14 protein-coding genes are annotated in these 23,786 nt (G+C 74.3%); 1 reads left to right on the forward strand and 13 read right to left on the reverse strand.

Annotated elements, in window-relative coordinates; translation table 11 throughout:
- Positions 1-126: 126 nt before the first annotated feature.
- The 4 genes from cimA to C7C46_RS16140 form a co-directional block, all read right to left on the reverse strand.
- Complete coding sequence (gene cimA / locus C7C46_RS16125; protein WP_110670226.1) at positions 127-1,737, reverse strand: citramalate synthase; 1,611 nt, start codon at positions 1,735-1,737, stop codon at positions 127-129.
- Positions 1,738-2,190: 453 nt separating this feature from the next.
- Complete coding sequence (locus tag C7C46_RS16130) at positions 2,191-3,309, reverse strand: branched-chain amino acid aminotransferase (RefSeq protein ID WP_110670228.1); 1,119 nt, start codon at positions 3,307-3,309, stop codon at positions 2,191-2,193.
- Positions 3,310-3,453: 144 nt separating this feature from the next.
- Positions 3,454-4,491 (reverse strand): 3-isopropylmalate dehydrogenase, encoded by a 1,038-nt coding sequence (locus C7C46_RS16135; protein ID WP_110670230.1) that lies wholly within the window; start codon positions 4,489-4,491, stop codon positions 3,454-3,456.
- Positions 4,492-4,552: 61 nt separating this feature from the next.
- Positions 4,553-5,116 (reverse strand): Uma2 family endonuclease, encoded by a 564-nt coding sequence (locus tag C7C46_RS16140; RefSeq protein WP_110670338.1) that lies wholly within the window; start codon positions 5,114-5,116, stop codon positions 4,553-4,555.
- Between the two features lie 92 nt (positions 5,117-5,208).
- Between C7C46_RS16140 and C7C46_RS16145 the strand changes: the two genes are divergently transcribed.
- The gene (locus C7C46_RS16145; protein WP_110670232.1) at positions 5,209-7,665 is read left to right on the forward strand and encodes a YfhO family protein; all 2,457 of its coding nucleotides are present in this window, start codon (positions 5,209-5,211) and stop codon (positions 7,663-7,665) included.
- Here C7C46_RS16145 and C7C46_RS16150 read toward each other — a convergent pair.
- The 9 genes from C7C46_RS16150 to C7C46_RS16190 form a co-directional block, all read right to left on the reverse strand.
- Positions 7,625-10,852 (reverse strand): S8 family serine peptidase, encoded by a 3,228-nt coding sequence (locus C7C46_RS16150; protein WP_110670234.1) that lies wholly within the window; start codon positions 10,850-10,852, stop codon positions 7,625-7,627. The genes C7C46_RS16145 and C7C46_RS16150 overlap by 41 nt on opposite strands.
- A gap of 99 nt (positions 10,853-10,951) precedes the next feature.
- A complete protein-coding gene (locus C7C46_RS16155; protein WP_110670236.1) occupies positions 10,952-11,143 on the reverse strand; it encodes a hypothetical protein in 192 nt (63 codons plus the stop codon).
- Between the two features lie 296 nt (positions 11,144-11,439).
- Positions 11,440-13,032 (reverse strand): phosphoglycerate dehydrogenase, encoded by a 1,593-nt coding sequence (serA, locus tag C7C46_RS16160; RefSeq protein WP_181442383.1) that lies wholly within the window; start codon positions 13,030-13,032, stop codon positions 11,440-11,442.
- A gap of 283 nt (positions 13,033-13,315) precedes the next feature.
- On the reverse strand, positions 13,316-14,311 hold the full coding sequence (ilvC, locus tag C7C46_RS16165; protein WP_110670238.1) for a ketol-acid reductoisomerase: 996 nt from the start codon (positions 14,309-14,311) through the stop codon (positions 13,316-13,318).
- Positions 14,312-14,414: 103 nt separating this feature from the next.
- Positions 14,415-14,939 carry an acetolactate synthase small subunit gene (gene ilvN / locus C7C46_RS16170; protein WP_110670240.1) on the reverse strand — a complete coding sequence of 175 codons (525 nt, stop codon included), beginning with the start codon at positions 14,937-14,939 and terminating at the stop codon, positions 14,415-14,417.
- Positions 14,940-14,967: 28 nt separating this feature from the next.
- Positions 14,968-16,818: an acetolactate synthase large subunit gene (locus C7C46_RS16175; protein WP_110670242.1), complete on the reverse strand. Its 1,851-nt coding sequence runs from the start codon at positions 16,816-16,818 to the stop codon at positions 14,968-14,970.
- Positions 16,819-17,064: 246 nt separating this feature from the next.
- Complete coding sequence (locus C7C46_RS16180) at positions 17,065-20,040, reverse strand: putative bifunctional diguanylate cyclase/phosphodiesterase (RefSeq protein WP_425470083.1); 2,976 nt, start codon at positions 20,038-20,040, stop codon at positions 17,065-17,067.
- Between the two features lie 187 nt (positions 20,041-20,227).
- Entirely contained in the window at positions 20,228-23,302 is a 3,075-nt protein-coding gene (locus C7C46_RS37335; protein ID WP_281278553.1) for a helix-turn-helix transcriptional regulator, read from the reverse strand.
- Positions 23,303-23,472: 170 nt separating this feature from the next.
- The gene (locus tag C7C46_RS16190; protein WP_110670246.1) at positions 23,473-23,676 is read right to left on the reverse strand and encodes a hypothetical protein; all 204 of its coding nucleotides are present in this window, start codon (positions 23,674-23,676) and stop codon (positions 23,473-23,475) included.
- Positions 23,677-23,786 lie beyond the last annotated feature (110 nt).

Consider the following 23,786-nt stretch of genomic DNA (forward strand, 5'->3'; position numbering starts at 1 on the left):
CCTCCTCGCCCGCCTGCGCTAGGGCTGACTGTCCGACGGCCCCGGCCGCGAGCACGGGCGTGCGCCGAACGCGAAGGAGCGGGGACCCCGGTTCGAGGTCCCCGCTCGCGCTCGTGTGACGCCTGCTCAGTCCTGCGGCCGCACGCCCGCCTTGAGCAGCCCGTAGGCGTAGGCGTCCTGCAGGGCCAGCCAGGAGGCGGCGATCACGTTGTCGGCCACGCCCACGGTGGACCAGGTGGAGCTGCCGTCGGTGCTCTCGATCAGCACCCGGGTCTTGGACCCGGTGCCGTGCTGGCCCTCCAGGATCCGCACCTTGTAGTCGGACAGCTCCAGCTTGGCCAGCTGCGGGTAGATCCGCTCCAGCGCGGTGCGCAGGGCCCGGTCCAGCGCGTCCACCGGGCCGTTGCCCTCGCCGGTGGCGATCATCCGCTCACCCTTGGCCCAGAGCTTCACCGTCGCCTCGTTGCCCGCCGTCCCGGCCGGGCCCTGCTCGCTGATGGTGCGCCAGGACTCCAGCGTGAAGTACGCCGCCGGACGCCCGTGCACCTCGCCGTGCAGCAGCAGCTCGAAGGAGGCGTCGGCCGCCTCGTAGGTGTAGCCGAGCAGTTCCTGTTCCTTGACCCGGGCCACCACCCGGCCGGCCAGGTCGCGGTCGGTGGACAGGTCGTAGCCGAGCTCGCGGCCCTTGAGCTCGATCGAGGCCCGCCCGGCCATGTCGGAGACCAGCATCCGCATGGTGTTGCCGACCAGTTCGGGGTCGATGTGCTGGTAGAGGTCCGGGTCCACCTTGATCGCCGAGGCGTGCAGGCCGGCCTTGTGTGCGAAGGCCGAGAAGCCCACGTACGGCTGGTGGGTCGAGGGGGTGAGGTTGACCACCTCGGCGATCGCGTGCGAGATCCGGGTCATCTCGGCCAGCTTGCCGGGCGGCAGCACCCCGCGGCCGCACTTGATCTCCAGCGCGCCGACCACCGGGAACAGGTTGGCGTTGCCCACCCGCTCGCCGTAGCCGTTGGCGGTGCACTGCACGTGGGTGGCGCCGGCGTCCACCGCGGCCAGCGTGTTGGCCACCGCGCAGCCGGTGTCGTCCTGGGCGTGGATGCCGAGCCGGGCGCCGGTGGCGGCCAGCACCTCGGCGACGATCTCGCGCACCCCGCCGGGCAGCATGCCGCCGTTGGTGTCGCACAGCACCACCACGTCCGCGCCCGCCTCGTGCGCGGTGCGCACCACGGCCAGGGCGTACTCGGGGTTGGCCCGGTAGCCGTCGAAGAAGTGCTCGCAGTCGATGAAGACCCGCCGGCCCTGCTCGCGCAGGAAGGCGACGCTGTCCCGGACCATCTCCAGGTTCTCCGCCAGCGTGGTGCGCAGCGCGAGCTCCACGTGCCGGTCGTGCGACTTGGCCACCAGGGTGACCACCGGGGCGCCGGAGTCGACCAGGGCGGCCAGCTGCGGGTCGTCCGCGGCCCTGGTGCCGGCCCGGCGGGTGGCGCCGAAGGCGACCAGCTGGGCGTGCTTGAAGTCCAGTTCGGCCCGGGCCCGGGCGAAGAACTCGGTGTCGCGCGGGTTGGCCCCGGGCCAGCCCCCCTCGATGAACCCGACGCCGAAGTCGTCCAGGTGCCGCGCAATGGTCAGCTTGTCGGCCACCGTGAGGTTGATCCCCTCGCGCTGCGCGCCGTCGCGCAGGGTGGTGTCGAAGACGTGGAAGGCGTCGTCGGGGCGCCGTGTACTGGCGTCGGTCATGGCCCTGGTTTCTCCGCTCGTGGGGGCACCACCCGGCCGAAGGCCGGGGGAGAGAGTCTGCTGCTGCCGGAATCGAGTTCCCGCTCCACTGTCCACCTTCCCGCGCGCCACCCGGAATCTTGACCCGCCCGGTCGGCGGGGGTGGAGGTCCGGGTCCTGCCCGGTCGGCGTGGGGTGGGCCTGACCGGGCAAAACAAAAGACCCCTCGCGGGTGCGAGAGGTCTGCGCGCGGGTCTGAGGACACGGTGGTCGTCCCGCGGGGTTCACCACAGGACGGTCACTGCGGACCGGCGCGCCTGCTGCCAATAATCAGCGCGAGCGAGGACACGCTCGCATTCTGGCACAGGTTCAGCGGCGGAGCGGGGACGTCTCGCGATGCGGGACGGGGCCGCAGCGGCGCGCTGGTGCGGAACCCGGGCGCCGCGCGGCGGTGGGGCGCCCGGGTGGGAGGTGTCAGGCCGTCACGATCGGGTGCAGCCAGCCGTGGGTGTCCGCGACGGTGCCGCCCTGGATGCCGAGCAGGGTCTCGCGCAGGCGCATGGTGACCGGGCCGGGCTCGCCGGCGCCCACCGTCCAGTCGGCGCGGGCCGACTTGACCGAGCCGACCGGGGTGATCACGGCGGCGGTGCCGCAGGCGAAGACCTCGGTCAGGGTGCCGTCGGCGTTGGCCTGCTTCCACTCGTCGGTGGAGATCTTCCGCTCCTCGGTGGCGTAGCCGAGGTCGGCGGCCATGGTGAGCAGCGAGTCGCGGGTGATGCCGGGCAGCAGCGCGCCGGACAGCGCCGGGGTGACGATGCGGGCGCTGTCGCCCTCGCCGAAGACGAAGTAGAGGTTCATGCCCCCCATCTCCTCGACCCACTTGTGCTCGGCCGCGTCCAGCCAGACCACCTGGTCGCAGCCCTGGGCCGCGGCCTGGGCCTGGGCGACCAGCGAGGCCGCGTAGTTGCCGGCGCACTTGGCGGCCCCGGTGCCGCCGGGCGCCGCGCGCACGTACTCCTCGGAGAGCCAGACCGAGACCGGCTTGACGCCGCCGGGGAAGTAGGCGCCGGCCGGGGAGGCGATCAGCACGAAGAGGTACTCGTTGGCCGGGCGCACGCCCAGGCCCACCTCGGTGGCGAACATGAACGGGCGCAGGTACAGGCTCTGCTCCGGCTCGGTGGGCACCCAGTCGCGGTCCTGCTGGACCAGCAGCTCGACCGCCTCGACGAAGGTGTCGGCGGGCAGCTCGGGCATCGCCAGGCGGCGGGCCGAGGACTGGAACCGGGCCGCGTTCGCCTCCGGGCGGAAGGTGGCGATCGAGCCGTCGGGCTGCCGGTAGGCCTTGAGTCCCTCGAAGATCGACTGCCCGTAGTGCAGGGTCATGTTCGCCGGGTCCATCTCCAGCGGGGCGTACGGGGTCAGCTGGGCGTCGTGCCAGCCGCGGCCCTCGGTCCAGCGGATGGTGACCATGTGATCGGTGAAGATCCGGCCGAATCCGGGGTTCGCCAGCCGGGCCGCGCGCTCAGCCGAGGGCAGCGGGTGCGCGGAGGGCTTGAGGTCGAACGGAATGGGCGCCTGGGTGGGCGTGGTCATGGCTTCAGTCCTTCACCGTGGGGTTGGTCAGGGCCGGCCCGCCAGGTGTTGGGACACACGACGGCACGGCCCACTGTTGATAGTCGCATCTCAGGGGCCGTGCCGAACAGCTGTGGGGTTGTGAGTGCCTCTCAGCCGGCCCGATCAGCCGGATACTCGGGCGGCGAGGGCGTCGCCGACCTCGGTGGTGGTCCGGGTACCGGCGCGCTCGGCGAGGTCGGCGGCGACGGCGGCCTCGACCTTGGCGGCCTCGGCGGTGTGGCCGAGGTGGTCGAGCAGCATGGCGACCGAGAGCACGGTGGCGGTCGGGTCGGCCTTGCCCTGGCCGGCGATGTCGGGGGCCGAGCCGTGGACCGGCTCGAACATCGAGGGGAACGCGCCGGAGGGGTTGATGTTGCCGCTGGCGGCCAGGCCGATGCCGCCGGTGACGGCGGCGGCCAGGTCGGTGAGGATGTCGCCGAACAGGTTGTCGGTGACGATCACGTCGAACCGCTCGGGCTGGGTGACGAAGAAGATCGTCGCCGCGTCCACGTGCAGGTAGTCGGTGGCGACCTCGGGGAACTCCTGGCCGACCTGCTGGAAGATCCGGGTCCACAGGTGGCCGGCGTGCACCAGCACGTTGTTCTTGTGGACCAGGGTGAGCTTCTTGCGCGGGCGGGCGGCGGCGCGCCGGTAGGCGTCGCGGACCACGCGCTCGATACCGAAGGCGGTGTTGAGGCTGACCTCGGTGGCCACCTCGTGCTCGGTGCCGGTGCGCAGGCTGCCGCCGTTGCCGACGTAAGGGCCCTCGGTGCCCTCGCGCACCACCACGAAGTCGATGGCGGGCTGGCCGGCCAGCGGGGAGGCGACACCGGGGAAGAGCTTGCCCGGGCGCAGGTTGATGTGGTGGTCGAAGGCGAAGCGCAGCTTGAGCAGCAGGCCGCGCTCGAGCACGCCGGAGGGGACCGAGGGGTCGCCGATGGCGCCGAGCAGGATCGCGTCCTGACCCTTGAGCTCCTCGAGCACCGCGTCGGGCAGGGTCTCCCCGGTCGCGTGGTAGCGGCGGGCCCCGAGGTCGTACTCGGTGGTCTCCAGCTTCACGTCGGCCGGAAGGGCGGCGGCGAGCACCTTGAGCCCCTCGGCGACCACTTCCTGGCCGATGCCGTCACCGGGGATCACTGCGAGACGAAGGCTGCGAGACATGTCTGGAACGGTACTCCGGGTCTCGGGGGGTGACACCTGGCGTCCAGAATGCGGACGAGGGTCAGGCGAGGGGGATGTCGAGGGGGAAGGGATGGGAGAGCTTGAGGCGGTCGTGGAAGATGCCCGTCAGGAAGTAGCTCTCCTCGGCCGGGTCCAGCTCGTAGGCGTAGACGACAGGACGGCCCTCGTCGCTCTCCACGCGCCAGTAGTAGCGGACACCGGCAGACGCGTACTTTCGCGGCTTGATCTCCCGATCCCGGAGCTCCGACTCCTCGGACACGACCTCGACGGCCAGAAGCACGTCCTCGGCCCTGAGCCACGTCTGCCGAGGACCGGTGTCCGCTGCCTTGGGTGCCAACGCCAGGTCAGGCTCCGGCCGGTTCTTGCGGTCCAGAACGATCGAGAACTCACGCCACACATCCCAGTCGGCTGGGATCGCTGCGAGAAGGCCGTTCTCGAGAATGCGCAGCGTGCGAAAGTGGAAATTCGCCTGAGGGCTCACGAAAACCAGGTTCCCGTCGATCAGCTCCGTGTGCGGAGGCAGGTCCGGGAGCCGGTCCAGATCGTCTGCCGTCCAGCCTCCGACGGGCGGCCGGAGCCAGTCCGGGAACGGTGCGGCGCTCATCATTACTCCCATGCGCGAGAGTCTGGCGGTCCACTTCAGGCTACCCGGCGGGTCCTGACGGGGAATCACCCGAACGTGTCCAGGATGGCGGCATGCGGGAACTGACGGGTGCGGCGGCGGCCGGGGCGGGCGCGGCCGGGGTGTACGGCGCGGCGGTGGCGGCGCACGGGGGGTACCCGTTCGGCGGGCGGTTGCGGGCCGGGACGGCGATGGCGGAGCAGCTGGTGCCGCTGCACACCCGGCTGTGGGACCTGGTGCACGGGCAGGCTGGCGGGGACCTGCTGCTGAACTGGCGCTCCGGGTACGGGGTGCCGTTCCTGCCGGACCTGGTGAGCGAGCTGCTCAACCCGTGCTCCTGGGTGGTGCTGCTGCTCCCCCGTTCCCAGGTGGCGCTCGGGGTGTTCCTCGCGGTGCTGCTGAGCCTGGGGCTGGGGACCGCGCTGATGACCCTCTTTCTGGGACGGCTGGGCGCGGGGCCGGTGCTGCTGCGCGGGCTGCTCGGGATCGGCTACGGGCTGTGCGCCTGGGTGCTGGTGACGGGGGTCGGGCGGCCCGCCTGGATGTGGGGGCTGGTGGCGCTGCCGCTGTTCTGCCTGGCCTTCGACCGCTGCGTGCGCCGCACCGGTTGGCCGCTCGGCACCCTGCTGGTGGCCGCCGGCTGGCTGGCCGACTTCTACACCGCCGCCACCGCCTCGCTGGGCGCCGCCCTGGTGCTGCTGCTGCGCCTCGCGGTGGCCCGCACCCCCGGGCGCGAGCGGCTGCGCGCGCTGGGCCGGGCGGCGGCGATGGCGGCGGTCGGGATCGCGCTGGGGGGCGCGCCGGTGCTCTGGCTCACCTACCGGGCCGGGCGGTCCGCCCAGCCGGCCACCACCGTGCACCCGAACACCCCGGGGCTGACCGACTACCTGGCCCAGCTGCTGCCGGGCGGGCTGGCGGCCCGGGCGCTGCCGAACGTCTTCGTCGGGGTGCTCGGGCTGCTGCTGGTGGCCGCGCTGCCCTTCAACCGGCGGGTGCGGCTGCGCGAGCGGGTGGCCTGGACCGCGGCGCTGCTGCTCGTGGCGGCCTCCTTCGTGTGGCGCCCGACCATCCTGCTCTGGCACGTGTCCACCGCGCCGGAGGGCGATCCGTACCGTTCCACCTTCGTGCTCAGCGGACTGCTGACGATGGCGGCCTGGGTCTGTCTGGCGCACCGGCCGACGCTGCCCGCGCTCGGCGCCGGGGTGGCGCTGCTCGCCCTGCTGGCCGCGGTCAGCCACGGGCGCGGTTCGACCCGACCGATCACCTGGGTGCTGCTGGGGGTCGGGGTGCCGCTGGGCGTGCTGGCGGTGCGGGGGACGGCGGGCCGGGCCGGGGCGCGGCGGGCGGCGGCCTGGGTGCTGGGCTGCACGGTGCTGGCCGGCTCCGGCTGGGCGGCCTTCTCGGTGCTGCAGCTGCGCGACCGGCAGGGCGCGGGTGCGCCGGCCGCACCGAACCGGGCCCAGCTGGCCGCGGCCCGGGCGCTGGTCGGAGCGGGCGAGCGGTGGCCGGGCGGGCGCAGCGACCCGGGCCCGCACCTGTTCACCGGCAACGACCCGATGCTGCTGGGCGGCGAGGGCGGCGGCTACCGCAGCGACTACCTGCCGGCGGCCACCGCCCAGGCACTGCACCAGCTGGGCGCGGGCTGGCTGCTGCAGGGCCGGCAGACGCTGAGCTTCACGGACCCGGTGAGCCAGGCCCTGTTCGGGGTGACCAGCTCGCTGAACCCGGACCTGACGGTGCGTCGGGCCCCGGCGCTCCCGCTGGTGACCGTCCTGGCGGGCCGGGGCGGCGACTCCTCCTCGCTCTGGGCCCGCCAACAGGCGCTGCTCGGGCCCGGGGTGAGCGTCTACCAGGTGCCGGCCCTGCTGCCCGGCGGCGGACCGGCCCCCACCGACCACGGCAGCAGCGGGTGGTCGATCCCCACCACGCCGGCCGGCAGCCCGCCCACCGAGCTGACCGCGCACTGCGCTCCCGGGCGCCAGGCCTACCTGTACGCGCCGTACCTGGCCGGGGAGCTCGGCGGCCTGCCGGGCGGCCGGCTGCTGGCGGTGCACGGGCAGCAGCCCCAGCTCGCGCTGCCGGTGCTCGCGCTGGGCCAGGTGCCGCCTGACGGGGTGGTCCGGGTGACGGTGCGGGTCGGGCCGGCCACCCAGGTGCCGGCCCACCCGTTCGGCTGTCTGGACCCGGCCGCGCTGAACGCGGCGGTGGGTGCGGGCGCCGCCCGGACCCGGGCGGTGTCCGCGGGCGGCCATGCGATCGGCGCCCAGCTCGCCCCGGGCAGCACCGGGACCGCGGTGCTGGCCGTCCCGGCGGTGCCCGGCTGGCGGTGCGGGGTGGACGGCGGCCCGCTCCGGGCCCCGGCGTCGGTGCAGGGGCTGCTCGCGGTGGACCTGGGCGCCGGTGCCGGCCGGGTGGACTGCGCCTTCCAGCAGCCGGGCCTGGCCCCGGGCCTGCGGGTGGCCCGCGGGGCGGGCCTGGTCTGGCTGCTGGTCACGGGCTGGAGCTGGTGGCGGCGCCGGACCCCACGGTGAGCAGCTGGGCCCGCTCGCCGTCCGGGTTGAGCTGGTGCACCACGAGCAGCCGGGCCGGCTGCTCGCCGGGGTGCCGGACCCGCAGCGAGGTGCCGGGCAGCGCCGGGAGCAGCACGGCGGGCGAACCGTCCGCCCCCGCCACCGCGAGCGCCGGGTGCTCGGTGTCGTACTCCAGTACCGGGCGCCCGTCGGTGAAGCCGATCGCGGACAGCGCCTTGGCCGAGTCCGGCACGGTGCCGGTGGGCCCCGTCCACACCGCGTAGCGCACCCGGCCGTGGCCGCGGGCCAGGCCGGGCAGCGCGGCGAGGCGGACCGGGAGCAGTACCGTATCGCTGTCCAGCAGGGCACCGACCGGGCCGCCCAGCGGCCGCACGTCCAGCTCGGCGCCGGTGCGGGCGTCGAGCACCCGGGCCACCAGCACGTCGCTGCCGCGCAGCCGGTCGGCCAGCACCAGGGTGTCCACCTCCCCGTCCCCGTCGGTGTCCAGCGAGACCCGGACGGCGGTGGCGCCGACCGGGGCGGCCGCCGGTGCCCAGCCGACCGCGGCGAACCAGAGCAGCCCGTCGCCGCCGGCCGCTCCGACCGCGCGCAGGTCCGCCGCCCGCTCGGCGGGGTAGGCCGCGCACGGGTCGGCCCCGGGGCAGTCCGGCCGGCGCGCCCCCTCCCCGCCCAGGGCGAAGGCGCTGACCAGCGAGGCGGGCCCCGTCCGGGTGAGCGCCGGGGTGCCGGCCAAGGTGAGCTCCGCACCGCCGGACCGCGGCCGGGCGGTCAGCTCGGAGGCCGGGTGCGGGGCCGCGAACAGCGGCACCCGCAGCTGCGGCGGGCCGGCCCGCTCCGGGGTGAGCAGCATTTGCCCGGACAGCTCGCCGCGCCAACTGCGCGGCTGCCCGGCCTGGACCGGTGCCAGGCTGGGATCGGGCGCCGGCCCCAGCAGCTCGCCGGCCCGCAGCACCACTCGCACCCGGGCGCTCTGTCCCGGCCCAAGGCTCACCCGATCGGGCGTCAGCTCGAAGTGGGCGCCCGGCAGTCGGGTGGCCTCCTGGTAGCCGACCCGGTAGTCGAGCGGCTGGTCCGCGAGGTTGCGCACCTCGACCTCGCGGCCGCGCTCGACGGCGCCGACCACCGGCACCGGCCCGAACGAGACGCCCACCGCGCCGGCCGGCTCCACCGCGTACGCCACCGCCGGGGTGGCGACCGCGCGTTCGACCCGCACCCGCCCGGCGCCGACCCGCTCGGGACCGAGCAGCGGACCTGAGCGGTCGTCACCCCCGTGCACCTCGGTGGCGGTGTTCATCAGCGCGGCCTTCACCTCGGCCACCGACCACTGCGGGTGCGCGGCCCGCACCAGCGCCGCGGCGCCAGCCAGGTGCGGGGCGGCCATCGAGGTGCCGTCCTCCCGGATCCCGCCGGTGCCGCTGCCGGCCCGGGCCGACCAGACGGTCTCGCCCGGCGCGGCCAGATCCGGCTTGACCACCCCCGGCACCCCGATCCCGCGGGAGCTGAACGCGGCCACCGTGTCCACCCGCTCGGGCTGGTCCTGGGGGACCGAGCCGCGCAGCGCGTTGCCCGGGGCGGCCAGCTCGACCCGCACCTCGCCCTGGTCGAGCGCCGCGCGCAGCGCCGCCCCGCCGGCCCGGTCGAGGATCGCGGCCGGGATCCGCTGGTTGCCGGAGAGTTCGCCCAGGTGGTCGGCGTCGGGGGCGAGCAGCACGCCGACGGCGCCGGCCTCGGCCGCGTGGTCGGCGCGCGGGGTGGAGCCGCAGGCCCGGTCGGGGTCGCGCACCGCCCAGTCGAGCAGCGCCACCCGGCCGCGCAGGCGCGCGGCGTCGGCGGCGGAGTAGGGGGCGCAGCCGTCGGCCTGGTCGGCCGGGCGGGCCACGGTGCCGGCCACCTCGGCGCTGGTCCAGGAGGGGTAGCCGGCGCTCCAGTGCGCGGGCAGCACACCGGCCAGCGCGGGCGGGGCGAGCACCCGCACCCCGTCCGCGTCGCCGTGGCCGCCGACCGAGGCGGCCACCGCGATCGCGCGGGCGGCCACCCCGGGGCTGCCGCCGACGCCGAACAGGTCGCCGTCGTTGCCGGCCGAGGCGACCACCACGGTGCCGGCCTCGGCGAGCCTGTCCACGGCCAGCGCGTCCGCGTCCGCCGGGTCGCCGAAGCCGCTGCCCAGCGAGAGGTTGACCACGTCGAGCCGGTCGGCCAGGTCGCCGTTCTGCTGCGGGTCGGCGGCCAGGTCCAGGGCGCGGGCGAGCTGGTCGGTCGAGCCGTGGCAGCCGAAGCCCCGGATCGGGTAGAGCTTGGCGCCCGGGGCCACGCCGGGGGCGACGCGGAAGGCGGCCGGGTCCAGGCCGGGGCGGTAGGGGCCCGGGTAGACAGCGCCGGCGGCCGTCACGCCCAGGCCGGCGGCGGTGCCGGCCACGTGGGTGCCGTGTCCGTTGCGGGCGCAGTCCAGCGGGTTGCGGCCGGGGTGCGGCACGGGCTGGTAGTCGGGTGCGCCCGGGTCCGGGTCGTAGTCGTCGCCGACCAGGTCCGCTCCGCCGGGGACCTTGGCGGTGGGGAAGAGCGCGCTGGAGCCGGCGCCCCGGGCGGCCCGGTAGGCGGCCTCGGTACCGGGGCCGCCGAAGTCGGCGTGGGTGTAGTCCAGGCCGGAGTCGATCACCCCGATGGTGACGCCCTCGCCCAGCGTGCCGGGGCTGCCCGACCAGACGGCGGGGGCGCCGATCAACGGGACCGAGTGCCCGTTGGACTGCTGCTTGAGGCTGATCGGGTGCACCGCGCGCACCCCGGGCAGCCGGCGCAGCGCGGCCAGCCGGGCCGCCGGTGCCCGCACCGCCAGGCCGGTGACCAGCGCCTGGGTGCGGTACAGCTCCTGGGTGCCGGGGCCGAGTGCGCGGGCGAGCGCGGCCAGCGCGGCGCCGGCCCGGGCCCGCTGGGCAGCGCCGGCGGCGGCAGCGGCGCGGCGCACTCCGGCCGGGTCGCGCAGCTCGCGCCGGGCGCCCTCGGCGGCCCGGCGCCAGGCGGGCGCGGCCGGTTCGGTGTCCAGTTCGAGCAGCACCGACCGGGCGGCGGCACCCGGCGGGGCCTGCGACGGGACCTGGGCGGCCGAGACCGCGGGGGCGGCCAGCAGCACCAGGACCAGGCCGGGCCCGGCCAGCAGCCTGATCAGCGGCGGGAAGGATCGGATACGCACCGGTCCAGGATCGAGCCCGCCCCGTTGGCGCGCCGGGGATTTGACGAGATGTCAGGCCAATGGCCCAACGCCGGTTCCAGGCGTCGGGCCGGCCGACGTTCAGTGCCCGGTCACGCCGCCGTTGTCGCGCCGGTCCAGGGCCCGCTGCAGGGCTGCGGCGGCGTGCGGGACCCCCCGGCCGAAGGCCGGGGAAGTGTTGGGCTCGGTGCGGCGGCGCCGGCGGCGGGCCGGGAGGGCCGCGCCGGCGGTGGCGGAGTGGTCACGGTCGAGCAGGTCTGCGGTGGGGGGCATACCGGGCTCCTTGGTTCAGAGGGCGCGTTGCGGCGCCGGGTGAGGGAGGAGGGGATACGCCTGGCGGGGATCGCCCGCCGCATTGCGTACGTGCACGCAGGGCCCGCTCGCACCGGACGTCTGGTGGGGTCCAGGGTGCGGGGTCACCGGGTGCCATTTCACGGTACGCCCGCGCGCTTCCGGTGTCAGCGGAGTTAGTTGGATTTCCTAGTATCTGAGACGGGTCTCACCCCGACGGGCGCAAAGCACGGGGCCCGGACCGCTCTCGCGGTCCGGGCCCCGGGGCTGAGCGGGTGTCAGCCGAGGTCGACCGAGCGGGCGAACTTGGCGCCGATCTCGGCGGAGATCTCGGCCAGCACCTCCTGGGAGATCTCGCTGTCCACCGTGATCGAGGCCAGCGCGTCCTTGGTCTCGCCGTCCCGGGCCACCTGCATGCCGGCGATGTTGATGCCCGCGTCGCCGAGGATCCGGCCCAGAGTGCCGACCACGCCGGGGCGGTCCTCGTACTTGAAGAAGGCCATGTGGTCGGTGAGCGCCACGTCCACGTCGAAGGCGTCGACACCGACGATCTTCTGCTGCTGCTTGGGGCCGGACAGCGTGCCGGAGACGGCGATCTCGCCGCCGTTGGCGAGGGTGCCGCGCACGGTGATCACGTTGCGGTGCTCGGGGCTCTCGCTGCTGGTGGTCAGCCGCACCTCGACGCCGCGCTCCTGGGCGAAGAGCGGGGCGTTCACGTAGGACACGGTCTCCGCCACCACGTCCTCGAACACGCCCTTGAGGGCGGAGAGTTCGAGGACCTTGACATCGTGCTGGGTGATCTCGCCGTAGACCTCGACGTCGAGCCGGACGGCCACCTCGCCGGCCAGGCCGGTGAAGATCCGGCCGAGCTTCTCGGCCAGCGGCAGGCCCGGGCGCACGTCCTCGGCGATCACGCCGCCCTGGACGTTGACCGCGTCCGGGACCAGCTCGCCGGCCAGCGCGAGCCGGACCGACTTGGCCACCGCGATGCCGGCCTTCTCCTGCGCCTCGTCGGTGGAGGCGCCCAGGTGCGGGGTGGCCACCACGTTGTCGAAGGTGAAGAGCGGGGAGTCGGTGCACGGCTCCTTGGCGAAGACGTCCAGGCCGGCGCCGGCCACCCGGCCCTCCTTGAGGGCGCTGGCCAGCGCGGCCTCGTCCACGATGCCGCCACGGGCGGCGTTGACGATCCGCACGGTCGGCTTGACCTTGTGCAGCGCCTCGTCGCCGATCAGGCCGATCGTCTCGGGGGTCTTGGGCAGGTGCACGGTGATGAAGTCGGCGACCTCCAGCAGCTCGTCCAGCGAGAGCAGCTTGACGCCCATCTGGGCCGCGCGGGCGGCCTGGATGTAGGGGTCGTAGGCGACGATCTTCATGCCGAAGGCCGACATCCGCTGGGCCACCAGCACGCCGATCCGGCCCAGGCCCACCACGCCGAGGGTCTTCTCGGAGAGCTCGACGCCGGTGTACTTGTTCCGCTTCCACTCGCCGTTCTTCAGCGCGGTGCTGGCCGGCGGGATGTTGCGGGCGACCGAGATCAGCAGGCCGCAGGCCAGCTCGGCGGCGGTGACGATGTTGGAGGTGGGGGCGTTGACGACCATCACGCCGGCCTTGGTGGCGGCGGCGACGTCCACGTTGTCCAGGCCGACGCCGGCCCGGGCGACCACCTTGAGCTTCTTGGCCGCGGCCAGCGCCTCGGCGTCGATCTTGGTGGCAGAACGGATCAGGATGGCGTCCACGTCCGCGATGGCGGTCAGCAGCTCGGTGCGGTCGGCGCCGTCGCAGTGCCGGATCTCGAAGTCCGGGCCGAGCGCGTCGACGGTCGCGGGAGACAGCTCTTCGGCGATCAGCACCACAGCGGTCTTGGATGTCACAGTGCTCACGACAGTTTGTCCTTACTGTCCGGGACTCCCCCCGCTCCACGGGCACGTGGGTGGCGTGGCCGGCAAAGGTGGCCGGCGAGCGTGGGGATGGTGGCATGCCGCGTAAATTAGACGCACGACGCTGTGGGCCTGACGCGCACTCGGAAGTGTATCGACGTACAGGGGAGTTGCCTGTGCCCGTGCGGCGAAATCACCCGCACGGGACCAGACGGGTTGTACAGCGGGGGCAGGGCCGCTCGCGCGGCCCCGCCCCCACCGAACTCGCTTGCGGGAATCAGGCGTTCTTGACCCAGCTCATCAGCTTGCGCAGCTCACGGCCGGTGGTCTCGAGCAGGTGGTCCTGGTCGGCCTGCTTGTACTCGTTGTACTTCGGCAGGCCGGCCTTGTACTCGGCGATCCAGGTGTTGGCGAAGGTGCCGTCCTGGATCTCGGTCAGGACCTTCTTCATCTCGGCCTTGGTGTCGGCAGTGATGATCCGCGGGCCGGTGACGTAGTCGCCCCACTCGGCGGTCTCGGAGACCGACCAGCGCATCTTCTCCAGGCCGCCCTCGTACATCAGGTCGACGATGAGCTTCAGCTCGTGCAGGCACTCGAAGTAGGCGATCTCCGGCTGGTAGCCGGCCTCGACCAGGGTCTCGAAACCGGCCTTGACCAGGGCTGCGGTGCCACCGCAGAGGACGGCCTGCTCACCGAACAGGTCGGTCTCGGTCTCCTCGGTGAAGGTGGTCTTGATCACGCCCGCCTTGGTGCCGCCGATGCCCTTGGCGTAGGACAGGGCCAGCGCGAAGGCGCCACCGGTGGAGTCCTGCTCGACCGCCACGATGCACGGGACGCCGCGGCCCTCCTCGTACTGGCGGCGGACCAGGTGGCCCGGGCCCTTCGGGGCGACCATGCAGACGTCGACGTCGGCCGGGGGCTTGATGAAGCCGAAGCGGATGTTCAGGCCGTGGCCGAAGAAGAGCGCGTCGCCCGCCTTCAGGTTGGGCGCGATGTCCGCCTCGTAGACGTCGGCCTGGATCGGGTCCGGCACCAGGATCATGATCACGTCGGCCTCGGCGGCGGCCTCGGCCGGGGTGACCACGCGCAGGCCGGCCTCCTCGGCGGCGGCCCGCGACTTCGACTCCGGCTTCAGGCCGACCCGGACGTCCACGCCCGAGTCGCGCAGCGACAGCGCGTGGGCGTGGCCCTGGCTGCCGTAGCCGATCACCGCGACCTTGCGGCCCTGGATGATGGACAGGTCGGCGTCGTCTTCGTAGAACAGCTCGGCCACGGTGGGACTTCTCCTTGCGTGATTTCGCGTCGGTGCTCTGGCTACCGTACGCGCAGATGAGGGGGGTTCGGGGGGATGCGCTCGCCCAGTGAGACGCCTGGGCTCAGGCGCTGCGGTCCAGGGCGCGCAGCGAGCGGTCGGTGATCGACCGGGCGCCGCGCCCGATCGCCACCAGGCCGGACTGCACCAGCTCCTTGATGCCGAAGGGCTCCAGCATCCGCAGCATCGCCTCGAGCTTGTCGGAGCTGCCGGTCGCCTCGATGGTCACGGCCTCCGGCGACACGTCCACGGTCTTGGCGCGGAAGAGCTGCACGATCTCGACGATCTGGGACCGGGTCTCGTTGTCGGCCCGGACCTTGACCAGGACCAGTTCCCGCTGGATCGCAGCGGACTGGTCGAGCTCGACGATCTTTATCACGTTGACCAGCTTGTTCAGCTGCTTGGTGACCTGCTCCAGGGGCAGGTCCTCGACGTTGACCACGATGGTCATCCGGGAGATGTCCGGGTGCTCGGTCGGGCCGACGGCGAGTGAGTCGATGTTGAAGCCCCGACGGGAGAAGAGCGCGGCGATGCGGGCGAGCACGCCGGGCTTGTTCTCGACCAGGACGGACAGGGTGTGCTTGGACATGTGTCTGGTTCCGATTCCTGAGGGGCGGTCAGTCCAGGTCGTCGCCGAAGTCGGGGCGGACTCCCCGGGCGAACAGGATCTCGTCGTTGCTGGTGCCGGCCGCGACCATCGGCCAGACCATGGCGTCCTGGTGGACGATGAAGTCGATCACGACCGGGCGGTCGTTGATCTCCATCGCCTGCTTGATCACCGCGTCCAGGTCCTCGGGGCGCTCGCAGCGCAGGCCCACGCAGCCCATCGCCTCGGAGAGCAGCACGAAGTCGGGGATCCGGGTGCCCTGGGCCGGCGGCGCCACGCCGTCGTGCTCGGGGCCCGCGTGCAGCACGGTGTTGGAGTAGCGCTGGTTGTAGAAGAGGGTCTGCCACTGGCGGACCATGCCCAGCGAACCGTTGTTGATCACCGCGACCTTGATCGGGATGTTGTTCAGCGCGCAGGTGACCAGCTCCTGATTGGTCATCTGGAAGCAGCCGTCACCGTCGATCGCCCAGACCGCGGCCTCGGGCCGGCCCGCCTTGGCGCCCATCGCGGCCGGGACCGCGTAGCCCATGGTCCCGGCGCCGCCCGAGTTGAGCCAGGTGGCCGGCTTCTCGAAGCCGATGAACTGCGAGGCCCACATCTGGTGCTGGCCCACGCCCGCGGCGTAGATCGCCTCCGGGCCGACCAGTTCGCCGATCCGCTGGATCACCTGCTGCGGCGACAGTTCGCCGGCCGGGGCCGGGTCGTAGCCGAGCGGGTAGGTCTTCTTCCACTCGTTGAGCTTGACCCACCAGTCGGCGTAGTCGCCCTTGCGGCCGGCCTCGTGCTCGGCCTGGACGGCCACGATCAGGTCGGCCAGCACCTCGCGGGCGTCGCCGACGATCGGCACGTCGGCCGGGCGGTTCTTGCCGATCTCGGCCGGGTCGATGTCGGCGTGCACCACCTTGGCGTTCGGCGCGAAGGAGTCCAGCTTGCCGGTGACCCGGTCGTCGAACCGGGCGCCCAGGGTGAAGAGCAGGTCCGACTTCTGCAGCGCGGTGACGGCCGGGACGCTGCCGTGCATGCCGGGCATGCCCAGGTGCTGCGGGTGGCTGTCCGGGAAGGCGCCCAGGGCCATCAGGGTGGTGACCACCGGGGCGCCGGTCAGCTCGGCCAGGATCCGCAGCTCGGTGGTGGCGTTCGCCTTGAGCACGCCGCCGCCGACGTAGAGGACCGGCCGCTTCGCGCCGACCAGCAGCTTGGCCGCCTCGCGGATCTGCTTGGCGTGCGGCTTGGTGACGGGGCGGTAGCCCGGCAGTGAGGTGTCCACCGGCCAGCGGAAGGTGGTGGTCGCCTGCAGCGCGTCCTTGGCGATGTCCACCAGCACCGGGCCCGGGCGTCCGGTGGCCGCGATGTGGAAGGCCTCGGCGATCACCCGGGGGATCTCCACCGGGTCGGTGACCAGGAAGTTGTGCTTGGTGATCGGCATCGTGATGCCGCAGATGTCCGCCTCCTGGAAGGCGTCGGTGCCGATCGCCTTGGAGGCCACCTGGCCGGTGATCGCGACCATCGGGACCGAGTCCATGTAGGCGTCGGCGATCGGGGTGACCAGGTTGGTCGCGCCCGGGCCGGAAGTGGCCATGCAGACGCCGACCTTGCCGGTGGCCTGCGCGTAGCCGGTGGCCGCGTGGCCGGCGCCCTGCTCGTGCCGGACCAGGATGTGGCGGACCTTGGCGGAGTCCATCAGCGGGTCGTAGGCCGGCAGGATCGCGCCGCCCGGGATGCCGAAGATGGTGTCCGCGCCGACGGCCTCGAGAGAGCGGATGAGCGACTGCGCTCCGGTCATCGTCTCGACCACCACCGGGGTCTCGTGGGACGGGGCCGGGTGGTCCCCGCGGCGGGGGGATGCCGTGTGCTCAGTCATCTGCCTGTCTTCTTTCGCCGAATCGGCTGTCCGTTTCATCCCATTTTCCGGGGAAACGAGCGGGCGGTACAACGGTCTCTCAGCGGTTCGAGTGCAACAAAAAACCCCTCGTGCCGAAGGCATGCGAGGGGTGGCGCGTCGGTCTGTCTGGAGTCGGGCAGCAGAGCCCGCTCAGCCGACGCGCCCGCCAAGTACGAGAATTCGGGTGCGCATGGCACCGACCTTCCTCCTGGGCGTGGATGGATGTCAAGCAGGCGGGACGGCCGTCTCGCCATGCGGACCGAGGATGGACGGCCGCCCGCCGGGGCGGGTGTCGGCCGCCGACAGGTAGGCCCGCCGGGCCGACACCTGGCCGAGCGGGCGGGGCAGCGGGTAGAGCCGGCGGGCCAGCGCCCGGCGCAGCCGGAACTCGTCCAGCGGCTGGGCGAAGGCCAGGCCCTGGCCGTGCCGGCAGCCCAGCTCCTGGAGTACCGACACCTGGCGCGGCTGGTCCACCCCTTCGGCCGCGGTGGCCAGGCCCAGCTCGCGGCCCAGCCGCAGCGCGTGCCCCGCCAGCGCCCGGGCCCGGGAGGACTCGGCCACCTCCTGGACCAGGGTGCGGTCCAGTTTGAGCGCGTCGAGCGGCAGCCGGGCCAGCGCGGAGAGCGAGCCGCTGCCGGCCCCGTAGCCGGCCAGCGCGGTGCCTACCCCGAGCCGGCGCAGCGCGGCCAGCCGGCGCCCCAGCTCGTCGGCCGAGGCGTCCGGCCCCATCCGGGCCAGCTCGATCACCAGCCGCCCGGGCGCCAGCCCGGTGTCCCGCAGCGCCGCCGCCACCGTCTCGTACACGCCGGGGGCGCACAGCCGCTCGGCGGTCAGCCGGACCGAGACCGGCACCGCGGCACCGCGCCCGCCCTCGCCCGCCGGGCCGACCGCGCCGCGCGCCGCCGCCTGGGCCACCGCCTGCTGCAGCAGCCAGCGGGCGAACCGGGTGGCCGCGTCCCCCTGCTCGGCGCCGCGCAGGAACTCGGCGGGGGTGAGCAGCAGCCCGGCGGCCGAGCGCCAGCGGGCCAGCGCCTCCAGGCCGGTGACGGCGCCGGTGCGCAGGTCCACCACCGGCTGGTGCAGCAGCGCGAAGCCGCCCTCGCGGACCGCGACCCGCAGCCGGTCGTCCAGCTCCCGGCGGCGGTCCAGGTCGGCCCGCATCGCCGCGTGGTAGAGCACCACCCGGCCCTTGCCCTCGGACTTGGCCCGGTACATCGCGAGGTCGGCGTCGCGCATCAGCTCGTCGGCCAGCGCGGCCGGGTCCGCCGGCTGGCCGGAGCCGTCCGGGCCGGGCTCCAGCGGGCCGAAGGCGATGCCGATGCTGGCCGCCACCCCGAGCTCGGCGCCGGCGATCCAGTACGGCTCGGAGAGCGCGTGCCGCAGCCGCTCGGCCAGCTCCTGCACCCGCAGCCGGCCCAGCGGGCCGCTGACCAGCACCGCGAACTCGTCGCCGCCGAACCGGGCCACCGTGTCGCCGGAGCGGACGGTGGCCTGCAGCCGGCGGGCCGCCTGCACCAGCAGTTCGTCGCCCACCTGGTGGCCGGCGGTGTCGTTGACCGCCTTGAAGCCGTCCAGGTCGAGGAAGAGCACGGCGATCGCGGCGCCGTCCTGGTACGGGTGCTCGCGCGGGCCCTCGGCCCGGGCCTCGCCGCCGCGGGGGCCGAGCGCCGCCTTCAGCCGGGCCGCGAACAGCGCCCGGTTGGGCAGGTCGGTGAGCGGGTCGTGGAAGGCGTTGTGCTGCAGCTGGGCCTGGAGTCGGACCCGCTCGGTGACGTCGCGGCTGTTCAGGATCAGGCCGTCCCGGTACCGGTTGACGCTGGACTCCACGTGCAGCCACTCGCCGCCGCCGGCCCGGATCCGGCACTCCACCCGGGCACTCGGTTCGGCGCCGCGCGCCTGGGCGTGGCTGACCCGGCGGGCCAGCCGCTGGGCCCGGGCCAGGAACCGGCGCACCTCGCCGACCACCCGGTCGGAGTCCTCCGGGTGGACCAGGTCCAGCAGCCGGCTGCCGACCAGTTCCTCCGGGTCCCGGCTGTAGACGCCGAGCGCGGCCGGCGAGACGTAGGAGAGCACCCCGTCGGCACCGGTGATCATGATCACGTCGCTGGAGCCCTGCACCAGCGAGCGGAAGTGCGCCTCCTTCTGCGACAGCTCCTGGGCCAGCGACAGGTTGTCCAGCAGCATGATGCCCTGACGGACGATCAGCGCCAGGCCCACGGTGCAGGCCACCACGATCACCACCCGGTCCATCGCACGACCTCCGAGGGCGTTGTAGAGGATGCCCGCGGTGCAGACCGAGGCGGCGGCGTACGGGGTGAGCGCGCTGAAGGTGGAGGCCACCCGGCGGCGCGGGGTGCCGCCGGCCGAGGGGTGCTCACGGCTGGGCCGGCCGCGCCGCCAGCGGGCCGACCAGGGGGCGTAGGCCAGCAGCAGGCTGCCGCAGAACCACCCGGCGTCCAGCACGTCGCCGGAGTGGTAGCCGTCGCGCAGCGCGGGCGTGGTGAAGAGCGCGTCGCAGACCACTGTGACCGCCAGGCCCAGCATCGCGGTGTGCACCGCGGCCCGGTTGCCGTCCCGGCGGCGGAACCGCAGGCCGACCACCAGCGAGACCATCAGGATGTCCAGCACCGGGTAGGCCAGGCCCAGCGCCAGCCGCACCGGGTTGCCCGCGTCCCCCTCGGCGGCCCGGCCCAGCGCCAGGCTCCAGCCCAGGGTGAACAGCGAGCCGGCCACCATCCAGGCGTCCAGCAGCAGGCAGAGCCAGCCGGCCGCGCCGCGCGGGCGCTGGGCCAGCACCAGCAGGCCGAGCACGGCGAGCGGGGCGAACGGCAGGAAGGCGTAGTCGGCGAGCGAGTCGGCCGGCACGTCGGTGCGCAGCACCACCTCGTACCAGCCCCAGGTGCCGTTGCCCAGGGCCACGGCGGCCGAGGAGAGGCCGAACAGCAGCCAGGCCGGCCGGGGCGGGCCGGGCACCGAGCAGCCGTGCACCAGGCAGGAGAGGGCGGCGGCCAGCGCGGCGCCGGCCAGCCCGAAGTCGCCCATGAAGAGCGCCAGCGGGTGCGAACCCCAGGAGGTGGCGGCGCCCAGCGCGTACCCGAAGCAGAGCAGTGCGAGGGCCAGGGCCGGCAGCCGGCCGAGCAGCGCCGGACGGAGGGCGACCGGCGCACCCGCGACCGGCCGCAACTCAGGCCTGGGGTCCACCCGGCACCTCCCCCTCTGTTCCCAGCCGGGACCCTACACCACTTCGGTCACTCAATGACACGCGCACTCAACTTAGAGTAATGGTCAGAGAGTAGGTATCCGCACCCGCTTCCACCAGATCGGCCTGGTTTGCCGTAGCGCACGCCCGGGAGCACGCACGCCGGAGCGCGTGCGTCCGTGCGCCGTACTACGCTCCGGCGACGGCGGCCTCGCGGGCTCCGGCGGGCTCGGCCGCCGGGAACAGCCGCAGCCGGTGGGCCAGCGCGGCGGCCTCGCCCCGGCCGGATACCTCCAGCTTGGCCAGGATGTTCGAGACGTGCACGCTCGCGGTCTTGGGCGAGATGAACAGCTCCTCGGCGATCTGCCGGTTGGTCCGCCCGTCGGCCAGCAGGCGCAGCACGTCGGTCTCCCGGGGGGTCAGGTGGAAGGCGGCGGCTCCCCCGGGCTCGAACTCCTCGGCGCGCGCCCCCTGGACGGGCGCGGGCTCCGCGAGCGCGCGGGCCACCCCGGCCCGCTCGGCCAGCCTGGCGATCTCCCGGCGCAGCCCGGCGTCACCCCGCAGGGCCGCCAACTCGTTCGCCTCGCGCAGCAGTTCGCCGACCTCCTCGCGCCGGCCGGCGGCTGCGGCCCGGCCGGCGGCACCGAACAGGGCGAGCACCAGCGGGTAGGGCAGGCCGGTCCGGCGCAGCGGGGCCACGGCGGCGGCCCAGTGCTCCTCGGTGTCGGCGCCCGCGGCGCGCGCCGCCTCGGCCCGGGCCAGCAGCAGCCAGCCCTGCTGCAGCGGCACCGTCGGCCGCAGCCGCTCCAGTTCACCGGCGATCCGGTCCAGCACCGCGGCCCGGCCCGGCTCGGCGGCGGGCAGCCCGCGGGCGTCCGCCTCCACTCCGGCGGCCCGGGCCAGCAGCGGCGCCAAGGCGCTCTCCTTCAGCACCAGCGGGCTGTCCAGCACGGCCAGCAGCGTGGACCTGGCGTCCAGCGGCCGCCCCAGCTGCCCGGCCAGGTCGATCTCCAGGCGGGCCCGCGGCACCAGGTGCTGCGGCTGGTCCCGCTCCGCATCCAGCTCGGACCGGTCCAGGTAGGACCGGACCGCCGTCAGATCCCCCCTGAGCAGCGCGAGTTCGCCGCGCAGCCGGTGCAGGTACGGGTCGTAGACCTCGGTGCGGGAGTCGTCCTCCCACTCGGCCAGCACCGCGGCGGCCTCGGCCGGGCGGCCGACCAGCAGCAGGCACTCGGCCAGGTTGCCGGCCAGGATCGCGCCGTTGTTGCGCAGCAGGCCCACCCGGCCCGCCACCGCCAGCCCCTCCCGGGCCAGCTCCACCGCCTCCGCGGCCCGGCCCAGCTGGCCGAGCATGCTGGCCAGGTTGTTCAGGCCGCGGGTGAGCAGGTCCGGCACCGCCTGCTTGCGGGCCCCCTCGATCGCCTCGCGCAGGGCGGCGATGCCGCGGTCCGGCTCGCCGAACTCGGTGTAGAAGGCGCCCAGGGTCATCTGCGCGTGCAGTTCCACGCCGACCGCACCGACCTCGCGGGCGATCGCCACCGCGCGCTCGGCCAGCACCAGGTCGCCGTCGGTGGCGCGGTGCAGCATCGCGGTGCCGGCCGCCAGCGCGAACACGTCGGCCTGGACGGCGGACGGCGCCCGGCCCTCGACCAGGCGCAGCGCGTGGCCCAGTTCCTCGTCGCCGCCGCGGCGGTTGAGGTGGCCCAGCATCCGGGCCCGGTTCATCCGGAACCAGGCGGCGCGCAGCGGGTTCTCGGACTCGTCCACCTGCTTGAGGGCGCGCTTGGCCAGGCTCAGGCCGCGGTCCCGGTCGCCGGCCCGGCGGGCCGCGACCACCGCCTCGGCCAGCACGTCGACCAGCCGCAGCCGGTCGCACTCGGCATCGCACTCGCCCGGCTCGCAGCAGCACGGCGGGTAGGTCTCGGCCCAGTCGGGCGGGCGCAGGGTGGAGCGCAGGGTCTCCTCGGGCACGTCGTCCCAGAGTTCGATGGCCCGCTCCAGCAGGCTGAGCTGCTCGGCGAAGGCGTGCCGGCGGCGGGCGGCGCGGGCCGCCTCCAGCGCGGTGGGCAGCGCCCGGGCGGGATCGTGCGCGTGGTACCAGTAGTTGGCCAGCCGGGCCGGGCGCTGGTCGCCCTGGACCAGGGAGGGTTCGGCCTCCAGCACGCTGGCGAAGCGGCGGTTGATCCGGGTCCGCTCGCCGGGCAGCAGGTCGTCCGAGACCGCCTCGCGGACCAGCGCGTGCCGGAACCGGTAGCCCTCGCCGTCCTTGTCCAGCTGCAGGATGTTGGCTCCGACGGCGGTGCGCAGCGCGTCGATCAGCTCGTCCTCCGGGCCGTCCAGCACGGCGGCCAGCAGCTCGTGCTCGATCCTGGAGCCGCCCTCGGCAGCGATCCTGACCACCCGTTGGGTCGGCTCGGGCAGCGCCTCGACCCGGACCAGCAGGATGTCGCGCAGCGAGTCGCTCATCCCCACCGAGCAGCCGCCGGTGTAGCTGCAGGCCAGCTCCTCGACGAAGAACGGGTTGCCCTCGGAGCGGCGCAGCACCATCTCGACCAGCTTGTGGTCGGCGGCCGGCACCCCGAGGATCCCGGCCAGCTGGGCGGCGACCTCCTGGCGGCCGAAGCGGCTGAGCTCGATCCGCTGCACGGTGCGCTGGCGCTCGAGTTCGACCAGGAACGGGCGCAGCGGATGGCGGCGGTGCAGGTCGTCGGTGCGGTAGGTGGCCAGCACCAGCACCCGGGACCGGTGCAGCGTGCTGATCAGGTAGCTGAGCAGTTCGCGGGTGGAGCGGTCGGCCCAGTGCAGGTCCTCGATGGCCAGCACCAGCGGGTGCTCGGCGGCGAGGCGCTCGAAGAGCCGGGCGATCTGCTCGAACAGCCGGGCCCGGCCGTACTCGTCGCTGGGCTCGGTGTCGGCCTCGCCGAACTCCGGCAGCAGCCGGGCCAGGTGGCCCTCCAGGCCGGCGGCGGCGCGCTCCAGCTCGGCGCCGAGCCGGCGGTGCAGCCGTCGCAGTGCGGTGACCAGCGGGGCGTACGGCAGCCCCTCGGCACCCACCTCCAGGCAGTTTCCGAGCATGGTGATGGTCCCGTCCCGCTCCGCGCGGCACAGGAACTCCTCCAGCAGCCGGGTCTTGCCGACCCCCGCCTCACCCCCGATCAGCAGCGCCTGCGGCGACCCGCCCACGGCACGGCGCAACGCTCCCCCGAGTGTGGCGAGCTCGCTGCCGCGACCGATGAAGACGGGACTGACCGAGATCTGCTCCACGGCGCCGAGCATGCCATACCCGGCGGACAGCGGCCCATCGGTTATCCCGCCCCGCGGACCGGCCGGCCCCGCAACGCCCGAGGGGAGGGCGCCGGCGGCGTCCGTCCCCTCGGTGTACCGACCTGCCGCCCCCGGGACTCCCCTCGTGGCCCCGGCGGCGATCTTTTCGGTCAGCACTCGGCGGTGGTGCGGTCGGTGTGCAGCGCGGTGCGGCGCAGGCCCGCGGTCAGCCGGCCCAGCCGGGCGGCCACGGTGCCCTCAGCGGCGGTGCGGCGGCCGCGGGCGGCCTGGCGGGCCTCGGCCACCAGGCGCGCGTGGGCGGCGGCGGCCTGCAGTTCGGCGCTGCGCTGGCGGTACATCTCGTACTCGTACATGTCCGGTTTCCCCTCTGGGTTCCTCGCCACCGGGCCCGTTGGCCCGATAGCTGTAGATTCCTCGCCCAGGGGGGTGCCGGGCATCGGCAGCATGCCGGATCTTGCGGGGC

Origin of the sequence: Streptomyces tateyamensis, from assembly GCF_003205575.1 — a bacterium.
Classification (GTDB): domain Bacteria; phylum Actinomycetota; class Actinomycetes; order Streptomycetales; family Streptomycetaceae; genus Kitasatospora; species Kitasatospora tateyamensis.